The organism is Mucilaginibacter sp. P5_A6 (assembly GCF_056400585.1).
Window position 1 is genome coordinate 1 of sequence record NZ_JBFUKZ010000001.1, and the last position, 17,540, is coordinate 17,540.

The following is a 17,540-nucleotide window of genomic DNA, read 5'->3' on the forward strand; positions in this document are numbered from 1 at the left end:
TCCAGGTATTGGATGGCTACCATATCTCCAGGTATTGGATGGCTACCATATCAAAAAAATTGTAACCGGCTGCCCCCATTGTTTTAATACCATTAAAAACGAATACCCGGGCCTGGGCGGTAATTACGAAGTGATCCACCATACCCAGCTTATTCAGCAGCTGATAGATGAGGGTAAACTAAAAGCCGAGGGAGGCGAAAGCTTTAAAGGCAAAAAGATCACTTTTCATGATCCCTGCTACCTGGGGCGTGGCAACAATGTTTACGAGGCTCCGCGTGCAGCGCTGGAGATACTGGATACCGAGCTGGTAGAAATGAAACGCTGCAGATCAAACGGCTTATGCTGTGGTGCGGGCGGTGGGCAAATGTTTAAAGAACCGGAACCGGGTAAAAAGGACGTCAACATGGAGCGGATCCAGGAGGTTATAGCCATCAAAGCCCAGGTGGTGGCTTCCGCATGTCCGTTTTGTATGACCATGCTTACAGATGGCGTTAAACTCAATGAAAAGGATCAACAGATACAGGTGCTGGATATTGCCGAGATCACCGTTAGGGCGAATGGGTTATAAGCCCTTAACCTTAAAATAATTTAGCGCATTTTTCAAACTATCTAAACGTGCCGGGCTCATGTTCTTTACTGGCAGTTCCATGGTAGTCGCCATAGAATCAATATCGCCCTTAGGGTCTTCATAAGTTTGAACAATAATATCGTCGGCTAAGGTGCTCAGTTTAAGGGTTCCTGTTGTGTCGTTTCCCAGGTATTCAACATTGTTCAGGCGGTGTAAATTGAACGAAAAATACTCTTGACGGTCATGTGGATAAGTTTTCCTCAAACGCAAAAAATAATCGTTGGTAAGGGTGAGTTCCCACTTTTTTAGCTGTATATCTGGTGGAGGGTTGTATGACTCCAACAGGCATTTATTGCTCCAGCTTAGCCACTCCTGTTCACCCATGCCCGGTTTAAAACCGTAAATGAAGCCACTGAAGGCCAATATTGCTATAATTACTATGTTTTTTTTAATTGATGGCAAGATTGATGTTTTCATGACAACAAAATGTAACCCGAAGTTAATAAATTGATATTTTTGTAAATGGAATTTTCTCAACACTCAAGAGTTTGGATCTACCAGGCCGATAAAAAATTAACCGGCCAGGAGGTACAGCAAATACAGCAGGAACTGGATAAATTTACCACCGACTGGACTGCCCACAATAATAAATTGAAGGCAAAAGGGGAGGTGCGGCATAATCGTTTCCTGATCCTGATTGTTGATGAAAGCCAGGCCGGCGCGAGTGGTTGCTCTATTGATAAGTCGGTTCATTTTATGAAGCAGATAGAGCAGCATTTTAACATTAACCTATTTGACAGGTTTAACCTGGCTTATCGTGATGGCGAAGAAATAATATCGTTGCCACGGCACGCGTTTGAGGATATGATTAAGCAAGGCAAAATAAATACCGAAACCATTGTTTACAATAACATGGTACAAAACCTAACCGAACTGGAAACCAAATGGGAAGTGCCGTTTAAAAACAGCTGGCACATACAGTTGTTTAGGGATTTGGTTGCTCAATAGCGAATGCTTTAAATCGAAATTCTGAAATTACAAAGTATGTTTATCATCGATCTCAACTACATTGTCCCTCTTGAAGAATTGGATGCCCACATGGCCGCTCATGTAACATATTTAAAAAAATATTATAAAGAAAATGTATTTATAGCGTCAGGTCGTAAAGTACCGCGCACAGGCGGAATTATTTTGGCATTGGCTGTTTCAAAACAAGAAATAGAAAAAATTATCACCGAAGATCCTTTTTATAAACATGAACTGGCCAGGTTTACCATTACCGAGTTTTTAACCTCACAACATCATCCGGAATTAAACGGGCTGCTTGGCTCAAGATTATAAGCTATTTGGTTTTATCCAGTCGTGTTGGTTTCTCATTGGGGAAACTAAATAATATATACATTTTAACCCCTTCTGTTTTAAAAGTGATATCGGCCCTTTCATCCTCATACATAAAAAACGAATCTTTGGCATAGGGGGTAAATTCTATAGGTAACTGGTCATTCTGCCTGAAATATAGTTTATTACCGGTTGAGTATAGTTTAAATTTATTTTTGGCATCTCCTGCAATCACATAGTCGCCGGTATATTGTTCAAGCTCCTTTACCATTACCGGGATGGCTTTGTGTTTTTTACAATAGGCAAAGGCTATTGCGTTTTGCATCACTTGTGCCAATGCAGCGCCATGACCTGCATTTGGGGTTATCGCTGTGGCAATTTCAAAATCTTTACAGTTTTGCTTTTCCATATAGCTCTTAAATAGTTCAATATTTTGGGCTGTTTCGTGTTCGTATGATCCTACACCGGCAAACACTTTACAGTTAAGATCTTTGTTATTGGCAAAATATTTTTGTGCCGATGGAACCAATTCCCTGCCATTGTTTCCGGGGGCGCCTATAAACACCATATTAAATAAACCCGGATGTTGAAACAGCACCATAGTTGTAAACATTCCGCCAAAGGAATAGCCATATAAAGCTTTATTATCATTTACCCGGTATTTGCTTTGAACAAAAGGGATCACTTCCTGCTCAATAAACGATAAAAAATTTGGTCCGCCTGTTTTTGGGTCAAGATCGCGGTTTCGTTTGTTTGGCCTGCTGCCGTAGCCTATACCTACAATGAGGGCTTCGGTGGTTTCATAGTCCTGCCTTAGCATATTAAAGCAGTTCATGGCAACGGTCATATTCCAGTCGCCATCCGTCATGTACAGCACGGGATATTTTGTTTTTGTTGTATCATACCCGGGAGGGAAATGTACATATATGGTATAATCTTCGCCAATCACTTTTGAGCTGTAATCCCATGAAACCATATCTTTATCGGTAAARGGACTGGGTGAAGTGCTTTTTACCTGGCAGTAGCCGGTCTGAACAAAAAATAACAGGGTAATGATTCCTGCAAATAGGTTAAATGATCTTGTGGCCATAGTTTTACAGCATTTTATGTAATGGGATTATCTACTTTAGCTAAGATGCAAAATACCTTTTAAAGGTTACAAACTTCATTGCAGTTTAACAATTTGTTACTAAATTTATTGATGGAACAATATGATAGCAGGGTAGATGCTTTTATTGAAAAGGCTCCCGATTTTGCCAAACCAATCCTGAATTATTTAAGGGCACTTGTACACGAAACATCCCCTTTGTTGACTGAAGCAATTAAGTGGGGTTTCCCGTTTTTTGATTACAAAGGCGTGGTATGCCAGATGGCGGCTTTCAAAGAGCATTGTTCATTTGGTTTTTGGAAGGCCTCGTTACTAAATGATCCTAATAACGCATTAAGTATTGGAGATGGTTCTGCCGGAAGTTTTGGCCGTATTACCAAAATAGAAGACCTGCCTTCAAAAGAAATTTTACAGGATTTTATACTGCAGGCTATTGCATTGAATGAAAGTGGCAAAAAGACACCCGAAGCAATAAAGAGAGCGTCGGCGCCGAAAACAGAATTGGTTGTACCAGAATATTTCACTGAATTTTTAACCGGCTACCCCGAGGCCAAACTAAAATTTGAGCAATCCGGCTATTCACACAAAAAAGAGTATGTAGAGTGGATTGTTGATGCTAAAAGCGATGCTACCCGCTTAAAGCGTATGGAGACCGCTGCTGAGTGGCTTGCGGAGGGTAAATCAAGGAATTGGAAGTATAAATAGGGGCCACAAAGTGCATTTTAACCCGCCGCAAAACCGTTACCTGATAAACACCAAACTAACACCTTTCATGCACCAAACTTTATCCCTTTCAATACACTTGCGATATCCTTTCGTACACCGATGTTATACCATTGAACTAAATTGAAAATGTATTAATTTGCTTATTTTTAGGCGTTTATAAATTATTGAAGGAGCTTTTTTTGATTTCCTTCTTTTTAGTAAAACAACTTTAAACCGATGAATGGTTTAAGTTTGGTTATTGCAATACCTCGCCTCAAATTTAAATATAAAACGTAAGCCTTTTGGTGACAAAGCACTGTCAGTAACTCAATATTTGGGAGGGAGAAGGGGTAAAAGCATAGCATCTCCCGATATTTATCGGTATGTTGATATACGATGACAATATCAAAACGAAATAAACCCTGCTAATCATTCCCCCTTTAGGGGGTTAGGGGGCCTAAAAATCCAATGGTCCCAGCCTTCTCATGTTCTTCATAATTAAGTACTGCCTGTGTTTTAAATAACGGGTAGGGTTAGTTGCCGACCACTTAAGCGGACTTGGAAAAATAACAGCTATAGCTGCCGCTTCATGTTTAGTAAGATCGGATGCCGGTTTATGGAAATAGGCCTGTGATGCAGCCTCGATACCGTAAATACCATCGCCCATTTCAATTTCGTTGAGGTAAACTTCCATAATGCGTTTTTTGCTCCAAAAAACTTCTATCAGTATTGTAAAATAGGCTTCAATGCCTTTTCGCAGGAGGGAACGACCTTCCCACAGGAAAACGTTTTTTGCAACCTGTTGCGATATGGTGCTTCCGCCTATCAGTTTTTTACTATGCTGGTTTTTTTCGATGGCTTTTTCTATAGCGTGAAAATCAAAACCATGATGTTCTAAAAAGGTCTGATCTTCGGCCGCTACTGCAGCGCGCTTCATGTTATCAGAGATCTCGTCGAAGCTTTTCCATTGCTTATCAATCTTCCAATCCACACCACGAGCTTTTTGTTGAAAACCACGCTCTATCATGAGCCAGGTAAAGGGTGGGCGTACAAAGCGGAATAACAGTACCCCAAACAAACTAAGGCCAACAAAAAGGATAAATGCCAGTTTAACTAACCTGAATATGAGCTTAAATATGCCACCAAACCTGCTTTTTGATTTTGTGGGCCGGTTATTGGGTTTTGAATTTGTTTTCCTGGGGGAGTTGTAATTGCGCTGCACTATTTATAATAAGTTTCTAATAAAATGAAAAAGGTGCTTTGCATAGCAAAACACCTTTTAAAAATCTAAAATTAAACTCAAAATCCGAAATATAAATCCGAATTCCGAAATATAAATTACTCAGCTACTACCGAGAAAGGAACTTGTACCTTAACTTCTTTGTGCAGGTTTACGTTTGCGATGTAATCACCAACAAACTTTGGTTCCTGATCAAAAGTAATACGGCGACGGTCAACCTCAAAGCCTTCTTTTTTCAATGCATCAGCAATCTGGATAGTGTTGATAGCACCGAAGATTTTTCCGCTTTCACCGGCTTTGGCGCCAATGTTAAGTTTAACACCTTCTAAACGGGCAGCAATCGCATCAGCATCCTTGCGGATTTTTTCTTGTTTAAACTGAGCTTGTTTCAAGTTTTCAGCTAAAACTTTACGAGCGCTTACAGTAGCTAATATAGCGTAACCTTTAGGTAAAAGGTAGTTACGGCCATAACCTGGTTTAACGTTTACTACATCGTCTTTATCACCCAGGTTTTTTACATCTTGTTTTAAAATAACTTCCATTTCTTAAATCTCCTATTATTTTAATGAATCTGTAACGTAAGGTAATAAACCAATGTGGCGGGCACGTTTAACAGCCTGGGCCACTTTACGCTGAAATTTTAATGAAGTACCAGTTAACCTGCGTGGTAATACTTTACCCTGATCGTTAATGAACTTTAATAAAAAGTTAGCGTCTTTGTAATCGATATACTTAATACCATTCTTTTTAAAACGGCAGTATTTTTTACGGTTATCCTCCACTTTAGGAGCGGTAACGTATTTAATTTGATCGTTTGCCATTAGTTTGAAGCCTCCTCTGTTGCTTTAGGTTTCTTGTTAAAGGCACCGCTGCGTTTTTTGTCATTGTAAGCAATGGCATGTTTATCCAAAGCTATAGTCAGGAAACGCAAAACACGCTCATCGCGCCTTAATTCAATCTCCAATTTGTTAATTAATTCACCCGGAGCCTTAAATTCAGTTAAGTGATAGTACCCTGTAGTCTTTTTTTGAATAGGGTACGCTAATTTTCTCAAACCCCAATTATCCTCCTGGACAATTTCGGCTCCGCCATCAGTTAAGATTTTGCTAAATTTGGCAATGCCTTCTTTAGCTGTTTCTTCTGATAACAACGGGGTTAGAACGATCACGATTTCGTACTGTTGCATTATTATACTTTGATTTTTAATTAATTACCCGCTATTACGGGGCTGCAAATGTAAGAAGAATTGTTTATAAATCAAATGGTTTTCGCAAATCATCGAGTGTTAAGGTATTCTTATCCTGGTTAGCATCGTAATCACCATAAATTATTCTTTTTACCCGGCCATTTTTATCAATCTCAAACGATATCGATTCGTCCTTATCCGCGCCGGCCGACTGAATGTTATAAAACGCTCCGCCGGTAACTTTTTTTAGTTTTTTAAGCTTATTTAACGATCGGCCAATACCGGTAGCCGACTGCTGACTTTTAAACTTCAATAGAAAGCCTGCGCCATCGGCACCAAAGTCAAACCCCATCAATTTATTATCTTTAGAATAATAAAAGTTAGCCCCCTTGTATTTTACCACAGTACCAGTCTGTTCGTCCATTTCAAAATAATAATCCTCCACCTTTAAGGGCTGTCCAAAGGCCTTTACGAGGTCCTCCCGGCTGGAGTTCATTTGTATGGCCTTTTTACCGGGTTGGGCTATCTCGAAGTCCATGATCTCGATATTGTTGGGATGATTCTGCGCCAGGGCAAACCTTCCGGATAAAATCAGGGCGCATAAAACCAACACTTTTGTAATAATATTTTTCATAATGTTTAAGTTGATGTAAAAATATGATTATTGGTTAATACAGAAGTATTTATTACTGGTGTATGAGCGGGGGGATATTATGTTCATAAATTTGGTGCAAAGACGCGACGACGCTAAGAAAAACGGGCCAATTACGCTGTTTGACTCCACATTCTTACACCCCTGGGCCTTTGCGCCAAAAAACACTATCCGTTTTTAAATAAAAAGACCGTTAATAATTAAAATACATCAGTAAATTGCCTGTAACTMTTAATATTAAAAACATCAATATGCAATTTATCACACTTCAAAATAACACAGCAGCTTTAGAATATGCCCCTATGGCAAATTTATCCTACGGTGGTGGTGACRACCCTATAGAAGGCGACTGGGACGATGAGGACGACGAAGATTTTGACGATCAGCTGGATGCCGAGGATAACCTGCATGAGGTACTGGTGGCCGATGACACTGATGAACCCGACCCCGGGGATGATGATCACCTGCCCGATGATGACCTGCAATAAAAGAGCGTCAATATCTTAACATTCGTTTCATTGCTACTTTAACTTAAAGCATTTTCTTGTTAACTTAGCGGCTGTGGATAATTTCATTGTTTCGGCCCGTAAGTATCGTCCGGCTACTTTTGAAACCGTTGTTGGTCAGCAGCATATAACCAATACGCTCAAAAATGCTATAAAAAATAACCAGCTGGCGCAGGCATTTTTGTTCTGTGGTCCGCGTGGTGTGGGCAAAACTACCTGTGCGCGTATATTGGCCAAAACCATTAACTGTACTAATTTACAGCCAAATGGCGAAGCCTGCGGCGAGTGCCCCTCATGCAAAGCATTTGAAAATGGCAACTCCTTTAACGTACATGAGCTTGATGCAGCATCCAACAACTCGGTTGATGATATTCGTAGCCTTATTGAACAGGTGCGCATACCGCCACAAGCTGCGCGTTACAAAGTTTATATTATTGATGAGGTGCATATGCTATCGCAGGCGGCTTTTAATGCCTTCCTGAAAACGCTGGAAGAGCCGCCTCATTATGCCATATTTATATTGGCCACTACCGAGAAGCATAAAATACTGCCTACTATACTATCGCGCTGCCAGATATTTGATTTTAACCGTATCAGGGTTGATGATATGGCCGGGCACCTGGCTTCAATTGCCGGGAAAGAGAACATCGGCTATGAAACCGACGGGCTGCATATTATAGCTCAAAAGGCAGATGGGGGTTTACGGGATGCACTATCGATGTTCGATCAGATCGTTAGCTTTTCTGGCGGTAAGGTAACCTACCGTTCTGTTATTGATAACCTGAACATACTTGACTACGATTACTATTTTAATATAACCGAAAGCCTGCTTAAAGAGGATACAGCAAAAGTGCTGTTGTTTTTTGATGAGATCCTGTCGCGGGGTTTTGATGGCGCGCATTTTATTGCCGGCCTAAGCGAGCATTTTCGTAACCTGCTGGTAAGTAAGGATCAATCTACGTTGAAATTGTTAGAGGTAAGTGAAGGGATCAGGAATAAATACCTGCAGCAATCACAGGCAGGTTCGGTATCATTCCTGCTCTCGGCCATGAATATTGCCAACCAATGCGATGTGAGTTATAAGCTGAGTAAAAATCAGCGCCTGCAGGTTGAGCTGGCTTTGCTCAAGATGTGCCATTTGCCATCAGCCTTTAATATGGCTACCACACCACTAACCGCAACGCCCGCTACCGAAGGGCCATTAAAAAAAAAACCTGATACCTCAGTAATAGCACCGCCGCAGGAGAGCAAAATCATTAATGAAACAGGTGTATTAAGCGATTTACCTCCTGTTTATAATAAAACCACGCAGGTTCCGGGTAATCCGCCGACACCGGTAAATGTATCAACACCGGTAAAAGAAGCTGCTCATGCTGCGACCGAAAAGCCTAAAATATTTATCCCCAGTCCCAGCTTAGGTTCTTTCTCTATACCATCGTTAACGGATGCCGGCAAAACTGAAGAGGAGATACTTGAGGAAGAAGACCCCTATTTAAAAGGCGACGCCCGTGATGATTTTACTATGGATAGTTTTTTAAAACATTGGAGTGATTTTGCAGCTAAAGTAAAGGCCGATGGTAAAAAGAACCTTGTTACCATTTTTACCTCCAATGCCCCCCGAATGATAAAACCGTATGAGTTTGAAGTTTTAGTAGGCAATAAAGTACAGGAAAACCTATTTAAGGAGGAACGGGCAGAGATGCATAACTTTTTGCGGAGCAGGTTAAACAACTTTACTATCGAGGTAAATGCCAGGGTTGATGAACAGGAAGTTGTGCGGAAGCCTTATACAACAAGCGAGAAGTTTCAGCACATGGCATCCCGTAATCCGCAATTGATGGAGTTGCGTAACCGCTTTAATCTTGATTTTGATTGATGGACCGAGTAGTGAATTTTAATTCTTAAAACTGACTACTCTATTTTAAAAATTCATCATTCTTTGGGTAACCTTCTTCGTCAAGGTCATCTCTGTCATCCTCGGGGGTATGGGCCAGTGCGGCGTCTACAGGATCAACCTCGGTGATATCGCCGTTATCAATGTGCATGGCCAGGTCATCTACATCTGTTTCAATTGATCTTTTTCCCGAATATTCACCATCAGCCGTATCATAGGGGTTAGCCTCATCATAGGTAGAGTTCATATCCTCACCGTTTTTTACCGATGTTTTGTAAGGGTCGGGATGATCATAGTCCGGGTCATCGCTTTTTACATCGTATTCAAAGCTGTCTTCGTCGGCGTTATAATTCAGATCTTCTTTATCAGTGGTTTCTCCAAGTTCATCTCGCAATGTCCTGTCCCGGTCATTGATATTATCAGTTGATGCGTCATCGTCGTCATCATAGCCGTCAATAATATTTTGGTTGTTCATGGGTTTGGTATTTTATATTAAATGTACAGAAAAAACCTTGCCAAAAAATCAATAAAATGTAACTAAAAATAAAATAAAGGGATAATTAATAATGGATCTGTTTACGGTACGATGTTACCCCACCGATGGCGAATTTTACACCTATTGTAAATTGGGCATAAGCATCGTGAGCAGTTGTCCCTGTGGCATAACCGTCAAGATTATCGCTCAATACCAAATTATATTGATAGCCAATATCAATTTTAACACTTGGTTGGCTATAGCTGTTAAATAGCTTAAACTCATAACCTAAACGCAACGGTATAAAAGGTACCTGGGCATTATTATCGCCAGGTAAAGGATCTACCCTGCGGATATCATTGCTTTTGGCAACTATGTGATTTACCATGTAACCAATGCCAACCGATGTATACCAGTTTTTCATCACATTCATAAACGGGCTTGTTGAGTAGTCTATAAATTCGCCCGCTTGCAACTGTGCCCTGAATAAAAAAGCCGCAAAATGGTTTTCAAACTGCCGGCCCGATGTGGATTTAAGTGAATCGCCACCCTCTATACGACCAACCTGCAGCTCAAATACATAGTTAACAAATGGTGATTGGTTATAATTGAAATTAAAATGAACCGATGGCGTAATTCTGATGGTATTTACATCGGCCATAACAGCGGCATTAGCACCAACTGCTGTACCAAGATCATACTGAGCATAATCATATCCAATTTGAGCTTTTGCCAAAAACGAAGTTGTACATAAGGTTAGTATAATGATGGTTTTTGATATTAGTTTTATCATAATGTAACAACCGGGCTTTGGTTTAGCAGCCGGTTTGAGTTATTAACGTTTAATTTTATAAAAATAGCATCAAAGTTTATAAAAACAATAAACTATGCTAATAAATCGTCACTATAACGCAATCAATCATTTTCATGTACTATTTAATTAAATTGATAAACTCAAATTAATATATTTGGAGCCATTTAAATAAAACAACAACATCTGATATGTCAAAAATTAAAGTAGAAAATCCGGTAGTTGAGCTGGATGGCGACGAAATGACCAGGATAATCTGGAAATTTATCAAAGACAAATTAATTACCCCTTACCTTGATCTGGATATAAAATACTATGACCTTGGTATTGAGTATCGCGATGAAACCAACGATCAGGTTACAGTTGATGCCGCAAATGCTATTTTAAAATATGGTGTAGGTATAAAATGTGCCACCATTACACCTGATGAGCAGCGTGTTGAAGAGTTTGGCCTGAAACAAATGTGGCGTTCGCCAAACGGAACTATCCGTAATATACTGGATGGTACAGTTTTTCGCGAGCCTATTGTTATGGCAAACGTTCCGCGTTTGGTACCCAATTGGACAGCTCCTATATGTATTGGCCGTCATGCTTTTGGCGATCAATACCGCGCTACCGATTTTGTAACAAAAGGTAAAGGTAAATTAACCATTACTTTCACCCCCGAAGATGGTGCTGCAGAGCAATCATTTGAAGTGTATAATTTTAAGGGCGATGGTGTAGCCCTGGCTATGTACAATACCGATGAATCAATAAAAGGGTTTGCGCACGCATGCTTTAACCAGGCATTGATGAAAGGCTGGCCTTTATACTTATCAACCAAAAATACCATCCTTAAAAAATATGATGGCCGCTTTAAAGATATTTTTGAAGCTATTTACCAGGAAGATTATAAACAAAAGTTTGCTGATGCCGGCATTACCTATGAGCACCGTTTAATTGATGACATGGTTGCATCGGCTTTAAAATGGAATGGAAACTTTGTATGGGCCTGTAAAAACTACGATGGTGATGTACAATCAGACACTGTAGCACAAGGCTTTGGTTCATTAGGATTAATGACCTCAACCCTGGTTACGCCAGATGGTACTGTAATGGAAGCCGAAGCAGCACATGGTACCGTTACACGCCACTACCGTGAACACCAGGCTGGCAAACCAACCTCAACTAACCCAATCGCATCAATTTTTGCATGGACAAGAGGTTTGGAGTTCCGTGGTATATTGGATAAAAACCAGGAACTTATTGACTTTTGCAAAGCTTTGGAAGAAGTTTGTATTGAAACTGTTGAAAGCGGTAAAATGACCAAAGATTTGGCCATTACCATTAAACCAAAAGTGCAACATGGTACCGATTATTTATATACCGAGGAGTTTTTAGCTGCAATTGATGAAAATTTGAAAGCAAAGCTGGGTAAATAATCACATAGTATAACCAAAACAAAAGAAGCTGTCTCAAAAAAGGGGCAGCTTTTTTGTTTTATGGTGTATTTTGTAATTGAAGGGCAGGGGATAGGAGAAAATGACATGTGGCAATTAAAAGCAGGAAAGGTTTAACAATTCTCAAAGGAGTCTTTCATCAAAACTAAAAGGTTCTTTTGTTAAAAGCTTTACTGCTTTGGCTTCAGGATGCAGGGGGTTAAGCAGGTAGTTATACTCGGCTGGTACAACTGATGAGGGTACCTTCATTAATAAATGTTGCTGTTTCTTTAAAAAATCATCGCCAATTTCGCGTAAAATTATCGGCGGGGATACATCCCGCCAGTTTGCAGGTAATAAAGTTGTGTCAAGCGTGGTAATGCTATCGGCTGGCAATTTAATTTCGGTAAGGCAAAAATCATAGGGAATAATCATTGGCGTTAAATGTACCAGTACCTCAAGTACAGCCAATGCCCTCGACGAAGCCAGGTACAGCATAGGTTTACCTTCGCTGTTCCATCTGCCGCCGTATAAGCGTGCGCCATTACCGCTCAGGTCATCGGCATATTTACAATTAACAATACGGTATAGTATCATCAGGCAAAAATGCCGTGTTCTATGCGGCCGAGCTCTTTAAAAACCATATCAAAGCCGGCAGAAGTATCCAGGATAGTAACAGGCGCCTCGCCCTTAAAAATTAGTGAGGGAGTTTTTATCCAGATCTTAAATTTATCCATAGAACCAAAAACTTCTTCGCCACGGGTGTATAAACGGGCAAGCTCCACGGCCTTTTCGGCGTACTCGGTTTTAATAATGACATCATCCTCGTAACGCTGTAAAGTACGCTCACTGATATGCAATATATTGGCAAGTTCCTGGATGTTTAAGGAGATTTTTTTTGCCAGGTTAAGCAAGACACTTTTGGGGAAACCCTTGCGGGCCAGGTTAATGATATCGAAATCGGTAGTGAGTTTTAAGGATTTTGTACCACCCAATAAATTATAAAATGAAGGCATTGTACCCTGGATGCCATAAGCTACCATAGGCTCCTTAAGTTCATTTTTGGTTTCTGGCTTTATTTTGTACGACATATATACAAATATAATTACCATTTGTCTGATTTTCAAATTTATTCAAACAAAAATAGCGATGGGTTTAAATCCATCGCTATTTAGTAATAGCAAGATTAATTAATCATTTAGTAACGTTTTTATCCTTGCAATCTCAAAACTCACATCCTCACAAAAATCGACTAATACTGATTTATTTTTACCCTTTTGAACGTAAATATATTTGTCATATAAACGATAAAAGTCCGTCAATTTAGATTCCAAAAATATTTTCTTTTTGTTTATTGAAAGACCTCCATTTTGGATGAGTCTTTTAATTTCCCCCTTTGATTCAAATAGTTTTTCAAATTCTTGGGAAATGCTATTGTAAGATTTTAGCTCTGATAAAAAAGAAACTATATCGTCAGAAAATATCAGCTCAAAGCCAGTTCCAGAAAAAAACAAAGAGGTTCTTATTGCGGCATCATTTTTAACAAACATTTTCAAAAGCGCTTCTTCAGAGAGAGAAGATAGGTCTTGCCATTTATAATTAGGATCATTTGAAAATTTAATTTCTGACATAACCAATTCAAGCACTTCTGAGCCATGCACAAGTGTTGTAATCTCTTTTGCAAGGGCCTTTTGTAATTTCCACAAATGTGGCTCTGCATCGTGTTCATCGATTAATTTGTCGACCTCCCCCTTATTGTATAATGTAAAAATCTTGATGTATGTTTTTGCATCAACATCACTGGAATTGCGCCAAAACTTATAAAATTCTGTTGGCGAGGTTTTTTTTGGGTCAAGCCATATGTTACCGCCTTCGCTTTTACCAAATTTGGTACCATCGGATTTTTTTATCAATTGGGTGGTTATAGCATAAGCCTCACCCGCATCTTTCCTGCGAATCAGCTCGGTACCGGTAACAATATTTCCCCATTGGTCGCTTCCGCCCATTTGCAGCAGGCAATTTTTGTTTTTCCAGAGGTAGTAAAAATCGTAGCCTTGTACCAGCTGGTAACTAAACTCGGTGAACGACATACCAGTATCACCCCCGATACGGTTCTTAACCGAATCCTTGGCCATCATATAGTTAACAGTAATGTGTTTACCTACATCGCGGATAAAGTTCAGGAACGAAAAATCTTTAAACCAATCGTAGTTATTCACCATTTCGGCGCTGTTGGCGCCACAATCGAAGTTCAAAAATTTCTCCAGTTGCTTTTTAATGCCATTTAAATTATGCGCTAAAGCATCTTCGGAAAGTAAATTACGTTCCTGCGATTTACCCGATGGATCGCCTACCATACCTGTGGCGCCGCCAACCAGCGCAAAAGGTTTGTGGCCTGCCCGCTGAAAGTGGATCATGGTCATGATTTGCGCCAGGCTGCCAACGTGTAACGAGTCTGCAGTTGGGTCAAAACCTATATAACCGGCAACCATCCCTTTATTTAACAGGTCTTCGGTTCCGGGCATAATATCATGCAGCATGCCCCGCCAGCGTAATTCTTCAACAAAGTTCATATTAAGTGCTGTTTCAAAAGCTGCAAAGATATAAAGCTAAAGCAGATTATTCTAAAATGATACATTCAGAATAATTCATGAACGGTTAACTGCAGGTAAATTCTATTTCAAATAATTACTTAATCTTTGTATATTGAGCAAAACAGGGTATTTTGCATCACAGCGCTTATGAATTTTTTATCGCATTATTATTTCGACAAGGATACCGGTAATTGTTACCATGTATTGGGAACCGTACTGCCCGACCTGCTGAAAAATGCCGATAAGCATATTGTTCTTCACCCCGAAAAGCTTCATCACGCGGATAATGATGTTAATTCAATTATAACCGGCTGGAACAAGCACCTGGCGGTTGACCGTTATTTTCACTCGTCCGATTTTTTTTTAACCCACTCGCACGAGTTAAAAAAACAATTGCTGCCCGCTATTGAGGGCTCCCCCGTAAAACCTTTCTTTTTGGGGCATATAGCGCTGGAGCTTATTATTGATAACCTGCTGCTTACCACCGGTAAAATTAAGGTTGATGATTTTTACGCGCATTTATCGGGTTGTAAAATCGGGATTATTGATGAGTTTTTAACCTTTTCGGGCCTGGATGATAGTAATGCATTCTTCAAATTTTACGGGGAGTTTAAAAAAAGCCAGTATCTGCATACCTATGCCGAAACCCACCAGATAGCCTATGCCCTTAAACGCATCTGTATGCGCATATGGCAAAATCCTTTTACAACCCGGCAGGAAGCCGCTATGAATGAGGTACTGGATAATTACCGTAATTACTTGCTGGAGGGTTTTATGTCGATTTTTGCCGAGATAGAGGTGAAATTATCAACTACTTAATACAATGCCCCTGCGCATCATACGCATAAAATCAGTCCTTTGCCTTTATTCCCTGCTCCCAAATGCCTCAATTCTTGTCTAATCAGCTCAAAAAGCCTTAAATATCAGTAATTAACATTAAAATATTCTTTTTTAAATAAAATTATGTCTGTACCTTTGCAGTCCCAATTAACAAATTGGGAAAAGGAGAAAAATTATTTAATGGCAAAAAAACAAGAAGCAGAAAAAGAATTAAAAGCGAAAGAAGCAGAACTGGGTACAGTTACCGCATCTGGCGAAAAGGAAACAATTGAATCAGAGGCTGATTCAATCTCTATCGAAGAGATCAAGTCAAAAATTGCAGTTACACCAAGCGAAGATTTCGACTGGGATGCAGATGACAAAAAATTTGGTAACTACAGCGATAGCGACCGTGAAAAATTTGAGAAAATGTATGATGGAACTTTCAGCTCTATCACCAAAGGCGAAATTATCACCGGTACTGTTGTTAACGTTAACAACAAAGATGTAGTTCTGAACGTAGGATTTAAATCAGATGGTTTAGTTTCAGTTTCAGAATTCCGTGATACACCTGATCTTAAGATAGGTGACACAGTTGATGTATTTGTAGAATCACAGGAAGATGCTAACGGTCAGTTGGTACTTTCACGTAAACGTGCAAAAACTCAAAAATCATGGGAGCGCATTAATTCAGCCCTTGATAATGATGAGATCATTACTGGTTTTGTGAAGAGCAGAACTAAAGGTGGTTTAATTGTTGACATTATGGGCGTTGAAGCCTTCTTACCTGGCTCACAGATCGATATTAAACCTATCAGGGATTACGATGTGTACGTAGGTAAAACAATGGAATTCAAGGTTGTTAAGATTAACCACGAATTCAAAAACGTTGTAGTATCGCACAAAGTGCTGATCGAAGACGATTTAGAAAACCAAAAAACAGAAATTGTCGCCCGTCTGGAAAAAGGACAGGTATTGGAAGGTACTGTTAAAAACATTACAGACTTTGGTGTATTTATTGACCTTGGTGGTGTTGATGGTTTATTACACATTACTGATATTTCATGGGGCCGTATTGAGCATCCGCGCGAAATTTTATCATTGGATCAAAAAATCAACGTTGTTGTGCTTGATTTTGATGACGAGAAAAAACGTATTGCTTTGGGCTTAAAACAATTAACTCCGCATCCTTGGCAGAGTCTTGACGAAACTATCGTTATAGGATCTAAAGTTAAAGGACGTATTGTTACTGTTGCTGATTACGGTGCATTCCTTGAAATCATCCCTGGTGTTGAAGGTTTAATCCACGTATCAGAAATGTCATGGTCACAAAACTTACGCAATCCTCAGGAATTCCTGAAAGTTGGTGATGAGATCGAAGCACAAGTGTTAACACTTGACCGCGACGAGCGTAAAATGTCATTAGGTGTTAAACAATTAACCCCTGATCCATGGCAAAATGCCGGCGAGAAATACGCTATTGGCACTACCCACGTTGCTACAGTTAAAAACATGACCAACTTTGGTGTGTTTGTTGAACTGGAAGACGGCATCGACGGCTTAATCCACATCTCTGACTTATCATGGTCTAAAAAAGTAAATCACCCTAATGAATTCACTAAAGTTGGTGAAAAATTAAACGTGGTTGTTTTAGAACTTGACATAGATAACCGTAAATTAAGCTTAGGCCACAAACAGCTTGAAGAAAACCCTTGGGATACTTTTGAAACCATCTTCACTATTGATTCAATACATGAAGGTACCGTGTTAAAAGTGACTGACAAAGGTGCCATCGTAGCTTTACCTTACGGTGTTGAAGGCTTTGCGCCAACCAAACACCTGGTTAAAGAAGACGGCAAAAGCGTAAAAGCTGAAGAAGCTGCTGAATTCAAGATCATTGAATTTAACAAAGAAAACAAACGTATAGTTATTTCACACTCACGTATTTGGGAAGAAGCCCGTGCTGATGCCCGCGTACAGGAATTTGAAAACCGCAAAAAAGAAGCAAAATCTGCAAGCAACGCGGTTAAAAAAGTGAAAGAATCAGTTGAGAAATCAACTTTAGGTGACCTTAGCGTATTAGCTCAGTTAAAAGAGCAAATGGAAGGTGCTGAAAACAAAGCCCGCAAAGCTACGCCAGCTCCTGCTACAAAAGCAGTTGAACCCGAAGAAGAAGCATAAGCTTTAACTGAAGCATATTTTACAAGCCCTTCCGTTAATTCGGGA

The 17,540-nt window shown here is 39.8% G+C and carries 21 protein-coding genes; 9 read left to right on the plus strand and 12 right to left on the minus strand.

Annotated features, from left to right (window positions below; all coding sequences use genetic code 11):
* On the plus strand, positions 1–568 hold a 568-nt coding region (locus tag AC1DO4_RS00005), incomplete at its 5' end, for a (Fe-S)-binding protein (protein WP_477411759.1).
* Here the strand turns inward: AC1DO4_RS00005 and AC1DO4_RS00010 are convergent.
* Entirely contained in the window at positions 563–1,045 is a 483-nt protein-coding gene (locus AC1DO4_RS00010; protein ID WP_477411761.1) for a hypothetical protein, read from the minus strand. The two genes, AC1DO4_RS00005 and AC1DO4_RS00010, sit on opposite strands and share 6 nt — an antisense overlap.
* Positions 1,046–1,090: 45 nt before the next feature.
* Here AC1DO4_RS00010 and AC1DO4_RS00015 point away from each other — a divergent pair, with 45 nt between their 5' ends.
* Both AC1DO4_RS00015 and AC1DO4_RS00020 read left to right on the plus strand, forming a co-directional pair.
* Positions 1,091–1,576, plus strand: coding sequence for an ABC transporter ATPase (locus tag AC1DO4_RS00015; protein WP_477411763.1), 486 nt, complete (start codon positions 1,091–1,093; stop codon positions 1,574–1,576).
* Between the two features lie 36 nt (positions 1,577–1,612).
* Positions 1,613–1,909, plus strand: a complete 297-nt coding sequence (locus tag AC1DO4_RS00020; protein WP_477411765.1) for a YciI family protein — start codon at positions 1,613–1,615, stop codon at positions 1,907–1,909.
* A 1-nt stretch (position 1,910) separates the two neighbouring features.
* On the opposite strand, the gene AC1DO4_RS00025 is transcribed toward AC1DO4_RS00020, so the two are convergent.
* A complete protein-coding gene (locus AC1DO4_RS00025; protein WP_477411767.1) occupies positions 1,911–2,996 on the minus strand; it encodes an alpha/beta hydrolase in 1,086 nt (361 codons plus the stop codon).
* A gap of 111 nt (positions 2,997–3,107) precedes the next feature.
* On the opposite strand from AC1DO4_RS00025, the gene AC1DO4_RS00030 reads away from it, so the two are divergent.
* On the plus strand, positions 3,108–3,719 hold the full coding sequence (locus AC1DO4_RS00030) for a YdeI/OmpD-associated family protein (RefSeq protein WP_477411769.1): 612 nt from the start codon (positions 3,108–3,110) through the stop codon (positions 3,717–3,719).
* 457 nt (positions 3,720–4,176) lie between these two features.
* On the opposite strand, the gene mtgA is transcribed toward AC1DO4_RS00030, so the two are convergent.
* The 5 genes from mtgA to AC1DO4_RS00055 all read right to left on the minus strand — a co-directional run bounded on the left by mtgA (position 4,177) and on the right by AC1DO4_RS00055 (position 6,779).
* Positions 4,177–4,941, minus strand: coding sequence for a monofunctional biosynthetic peptidoglycan transglycosylase (gene mtgA / locus AC1DO4_RS00035; protein ID WP_477411771.1), 765 nt, complete (start codon positions 4,939–4,941; stop codon positions 4,177–4,179).
* 116 nt (positions 4,942–5,057) lie between these two features.
* Positions 5,058–5,501 (minus strand): 50S ribosomal protein L9, encoded by a 444-nt coding sequence (rplI, locus tag AC1DO4_RS00040; protein ID WP_076377921.1) that lies wholly within the window; start codon positions 5,499–5,501, stop codon positions 5,058–5,060.
* A gap of 15 nt (positions 5,502–5,516) precedes the next feature.
* Positions 5,517–5,780: a 30S ribosomal protein S18 gene (gene rpsR, locus AC1DO4_RS00045; protein WP_067054791.1), complete on the minus strand. Its 264-nt coding sequence runs from the start codon at positions 5,778–5,780 to the stop codon at positions 5,517–5,519.
* Positions 5,780–6,145, minus strand: coding sequence for a 30S ribosomal protein S6 (rpsF, locus tag AC1DO4_RS00050; RefSeq protein WP_477402540.1), 366 nt, complete (start codon positions 6,143–6,145; stop codon positions 5,780–5,782). The genes rpsR and rpsF overlap by 1 nt, the downstream gene beginning before the upstream one ends.
* 64 nt (positions 6,146–6,209) lie before the next feature.
* Complete coding sequence (locus AC1DO4_RS00055; protein ID WP_477411773.1) at positions 6,210–6,779, minus strand: hypothetical protein; 570 nt, start codon at positions 6,777–6,779, stop codon at positions 6,210–6,212.
* Between the two features lie 269 nt (positions 6,780–7,048).
* Between AC1DO4_RS00055 and AC1DO4_RS00060 the strand changes: the two genes are divergently transcribed.
* Together AC1DO4_RS00060 and AC1DO4_RS00065 are read left to right on the plus strand one after the other, a co-directional pair.
* A complete protein-coding gene (locus tag AC1DO4_RS00060) occupies positions 7,049–7,285 on the plus strand; it encodes a hypothetical protein (RefSeq protein WP_477411775.1) in 237 nt (78 codons plus the stop codon).
* 73 nt (positions 7,286–7,358) lie between these two features.
* Positions 7,359–9,179, plus strand: a complete 1,821-nt coding sequence (locus AC1DO4_RS00065) for a DNA polymerase III subunit gamma/tau (protein ID WP_477411777.1) — start codon at positions 7,359–7,361, stop codon at positions 9,177–9,179.
* Positions 9,180–9,219: 40 nt separating this feature from the next.
* Here the strand turns inward: AC1DO4_RS00065 and AC1DO4_RS00070 are convergent, their stop codons facing one another.
* Entirely contained in the window at positions 9,220–9,672 is a 453-nt protein-coding gene (locus tag AC1DO4_RS00070; protein ID WP_477411779.1) for a hypothetical protein, read from the minus strand.
* Between the two features lie 85 nt (positions 9,673–9,757).
* Positions 9,758–10,465, minus strand: a complete 708-nt coding sequence (locus AC1DO4_RS00075; protein WP_477411781.1) for a hypothetical protein — start codon at positions 10,463–10,465, stop codon at positions 9,758–9,760.
* A 209-nt stretch (positions 10,466–10,674) separates the two neighbouring features.
* On the opposite strand from AC1DO4_RS00075, the gene AC1DO4_RS00080 reads away from it, so the two are divergent.
* Positions 10,675–11,904, plus strand: a complete 1,230-nt coding sequence (locus AC1DO4_RS00080; protein ID WP_477402545.1) for an NADP-dependent isocitrate dehydrogenase — start codon at positions 10,675–10,677, stop codon at positions 11,902–11,904.
* A 141-nt stretch (positions 11,905–12,045) separates the two neighbouring features.
* On the opposite strand, the gene AC1DO4_RS00085 is transcribed toward AC1DO4_RS00080, so the two are convergent.
* The 3 genes from AC1DO4_RS00085 to tyrS form a co-directional block, all read right to left on the minus strand.
* Complete coding sequence (locus tag AC1DO4_RS00085) at positions 12,046–12,498, minus strand: RES family NAD+ phosphorylase (protein ID WP_477411783.1); 453 nt, start codon at positions 12,496–12,498, stop codon at positions 12,046–12,048.
* The gene (gene parS / locus AC1DO4_RS00090; protein ID WP_477411785.1) at positions 12,498–12,992 is read right to left on the minus strand and encodes a type II RES/Xre toxin-antitoxin system antitoxin; all 495 of its coding nucleotides are present in this window, start codon (positions 12,990–12,992) and stop codon (positions 12,498–12,500) included. The genes AC1DO4_RS00085 and parS overlap by 1 nt, the downstream gene beginning before the upstream one ends.
* A gap of 99 nt (positions 12,993–13,091) precedes the next feature.
* A complete protein-coding gene (tyrS, locus tag AC1DO4_RS00095) occupies positions 13,092–14,474 on the minus strand; it encodes a tyrosine--tRNA ligase (protein WP_477411787.1) in 1,383 nt (460 codons plus the stop codon).
* A 168-nt stretch (positions 14,475–14,642) separates the two neighbouring features.
* Between tyrS and AC1DO4_RS00100 the strand changes: the two genes are divergently transcribed.
* Together AC1DO4_RS00100 and rpsA are read left to right on the plus strand one after the other, a co-directional pair.
* Positions 14,643–15,314 carry an ACP phosphodiesterase gene (locus tag AC1DO4_RS00100; protein WP_477411789.1) on the plus strand — a complete coding sequence of 224 codons (672 nt, stop codon included), beginning with the start codon at positions 14,643–14,645 and terminating at the stop codon, positions 15,312–15,314.
* Between the two features lie 201 nt (positions 15,315–15,515).
* Entirely contained in the window at positions 15,516–17,495 is a 1,980-nt protein-coding gene (gene rpsA / locus AC1DO4_RS00105; protein ID WP_477412478.1) for a 30S ribosomal protein S1, read from the plus strand.
* Positions 17,496–17,540: the final 45 nt, after the last annotated feature.

Bases quoted from the DNA above. Each gene is read 5' to 3' on its own strand.
- rpsA (WP_477412478.1), top strand. From the start codon at position 15,516: ATGGCAAAAAAACAAGAAGCAGAAAAAGAATTAAAAGCGAAAGAAGCA.
- AC1DO4_RS00075 (WP_477411781.1), bottom strand. From the start codon at position 10,465: ATGATAAAACTAATATCAAAAACCATCATTATACTAACCTTATGTACA.
- AC1DO4_RS00010 (WP_477411761.1), bottom strand. From the start codon at position 1,045: ATGAAAACATCAATCTTGCCATCAATTAAAAAAAACATAGTAATTATA.
- AC1DO4_RS00100 (WP_477411789.1), top strand. From the start codon at position 14,643: ATGAATTTTTTATCGCATTATTATTTCGACAAGGATACCGGTAATTGT.
- parS (WP_477411785.1), bottom strand. From the start codon at position 12,992: ATGTCGTACAAAATAAAGCCAGAAACCAAAAATGAACTTAAGGAGCCT.
- rplI (WP_076377921.1), bottom strand. From the start codon at position 5,501: ATGGAAGTTATTTTAAAACAAGATGTAAAAAACCTGGGTGATAAAGAC.
- AC1DO4_RS00055 (WP_477411773.1), bottom strand. From the start codon at position 6,779: ATGAAAAATATTATTACAAAAGTGTTGGTTTTATGCGCCCTGATTTTA.
- AC1DO4_RS00070 (WP_477411779.1), bottom strand. From the start codon at position 9,672: ATGAACAACCAAAATATTATTGACGGCTATGATGACGACGATGACGCA.
- rpsF (WP_477402540.1), bottom strand. From the start codon at position 6,145: ATGCAACAGTACGAAATCGTGATCGTTCTAACCCCGTTGTTATCAGAA.
- AC1DO4_RS00080 (WP_477402545.1), top strand. From the start codon at position 10,675: ATGTCAAAAATTAAAGTAGAAAATCCGGTAGTTGAGCTGGATGGCGAC.
- tyrS (WP_477411787.1), bottom strand. From the start codon at position 14,474: ATGAACTTTGTTGAAGAATTACGCTGGCGGGGCATGCTGCATGATATT.
- AC1DO4_RS00085 (WP_477411783.1), bottom strand. From the start codon at position 12,498: ATGATACTATACCGTATTGTTAATTGTAAATATGCCGATGACCTGAGC.
- AC1DO4_RS00015 (WP_477411763.1), top strand. From the start codon at position 1,091: ATGGAATTTTCTCAACACTCAAGAGTTTGGATCTACCAGGCCGATAAA.
- AC1DO4_RS00020 (WP_477411765.1), top strand. From the start codon at position 1,613: ATGTTTATCATCGATCTCAACTACATTGTCCCTCTTGAAGAATTGGAT.
- AC1DO4_RS00030 (WP_477411769.1), top strand. From the start codon at position 3,108: ATGGAACAATATGATAGCAGGGTAGATGCTTTTATTGAAAAGGCTCCC.
- rpsR (WP_067054791.1), bottom strand. From the start codon at position 5,780: ATGGCAAACGATCAAATTAAATACGTTACCGCTCCTAAAGTGGAGGAT.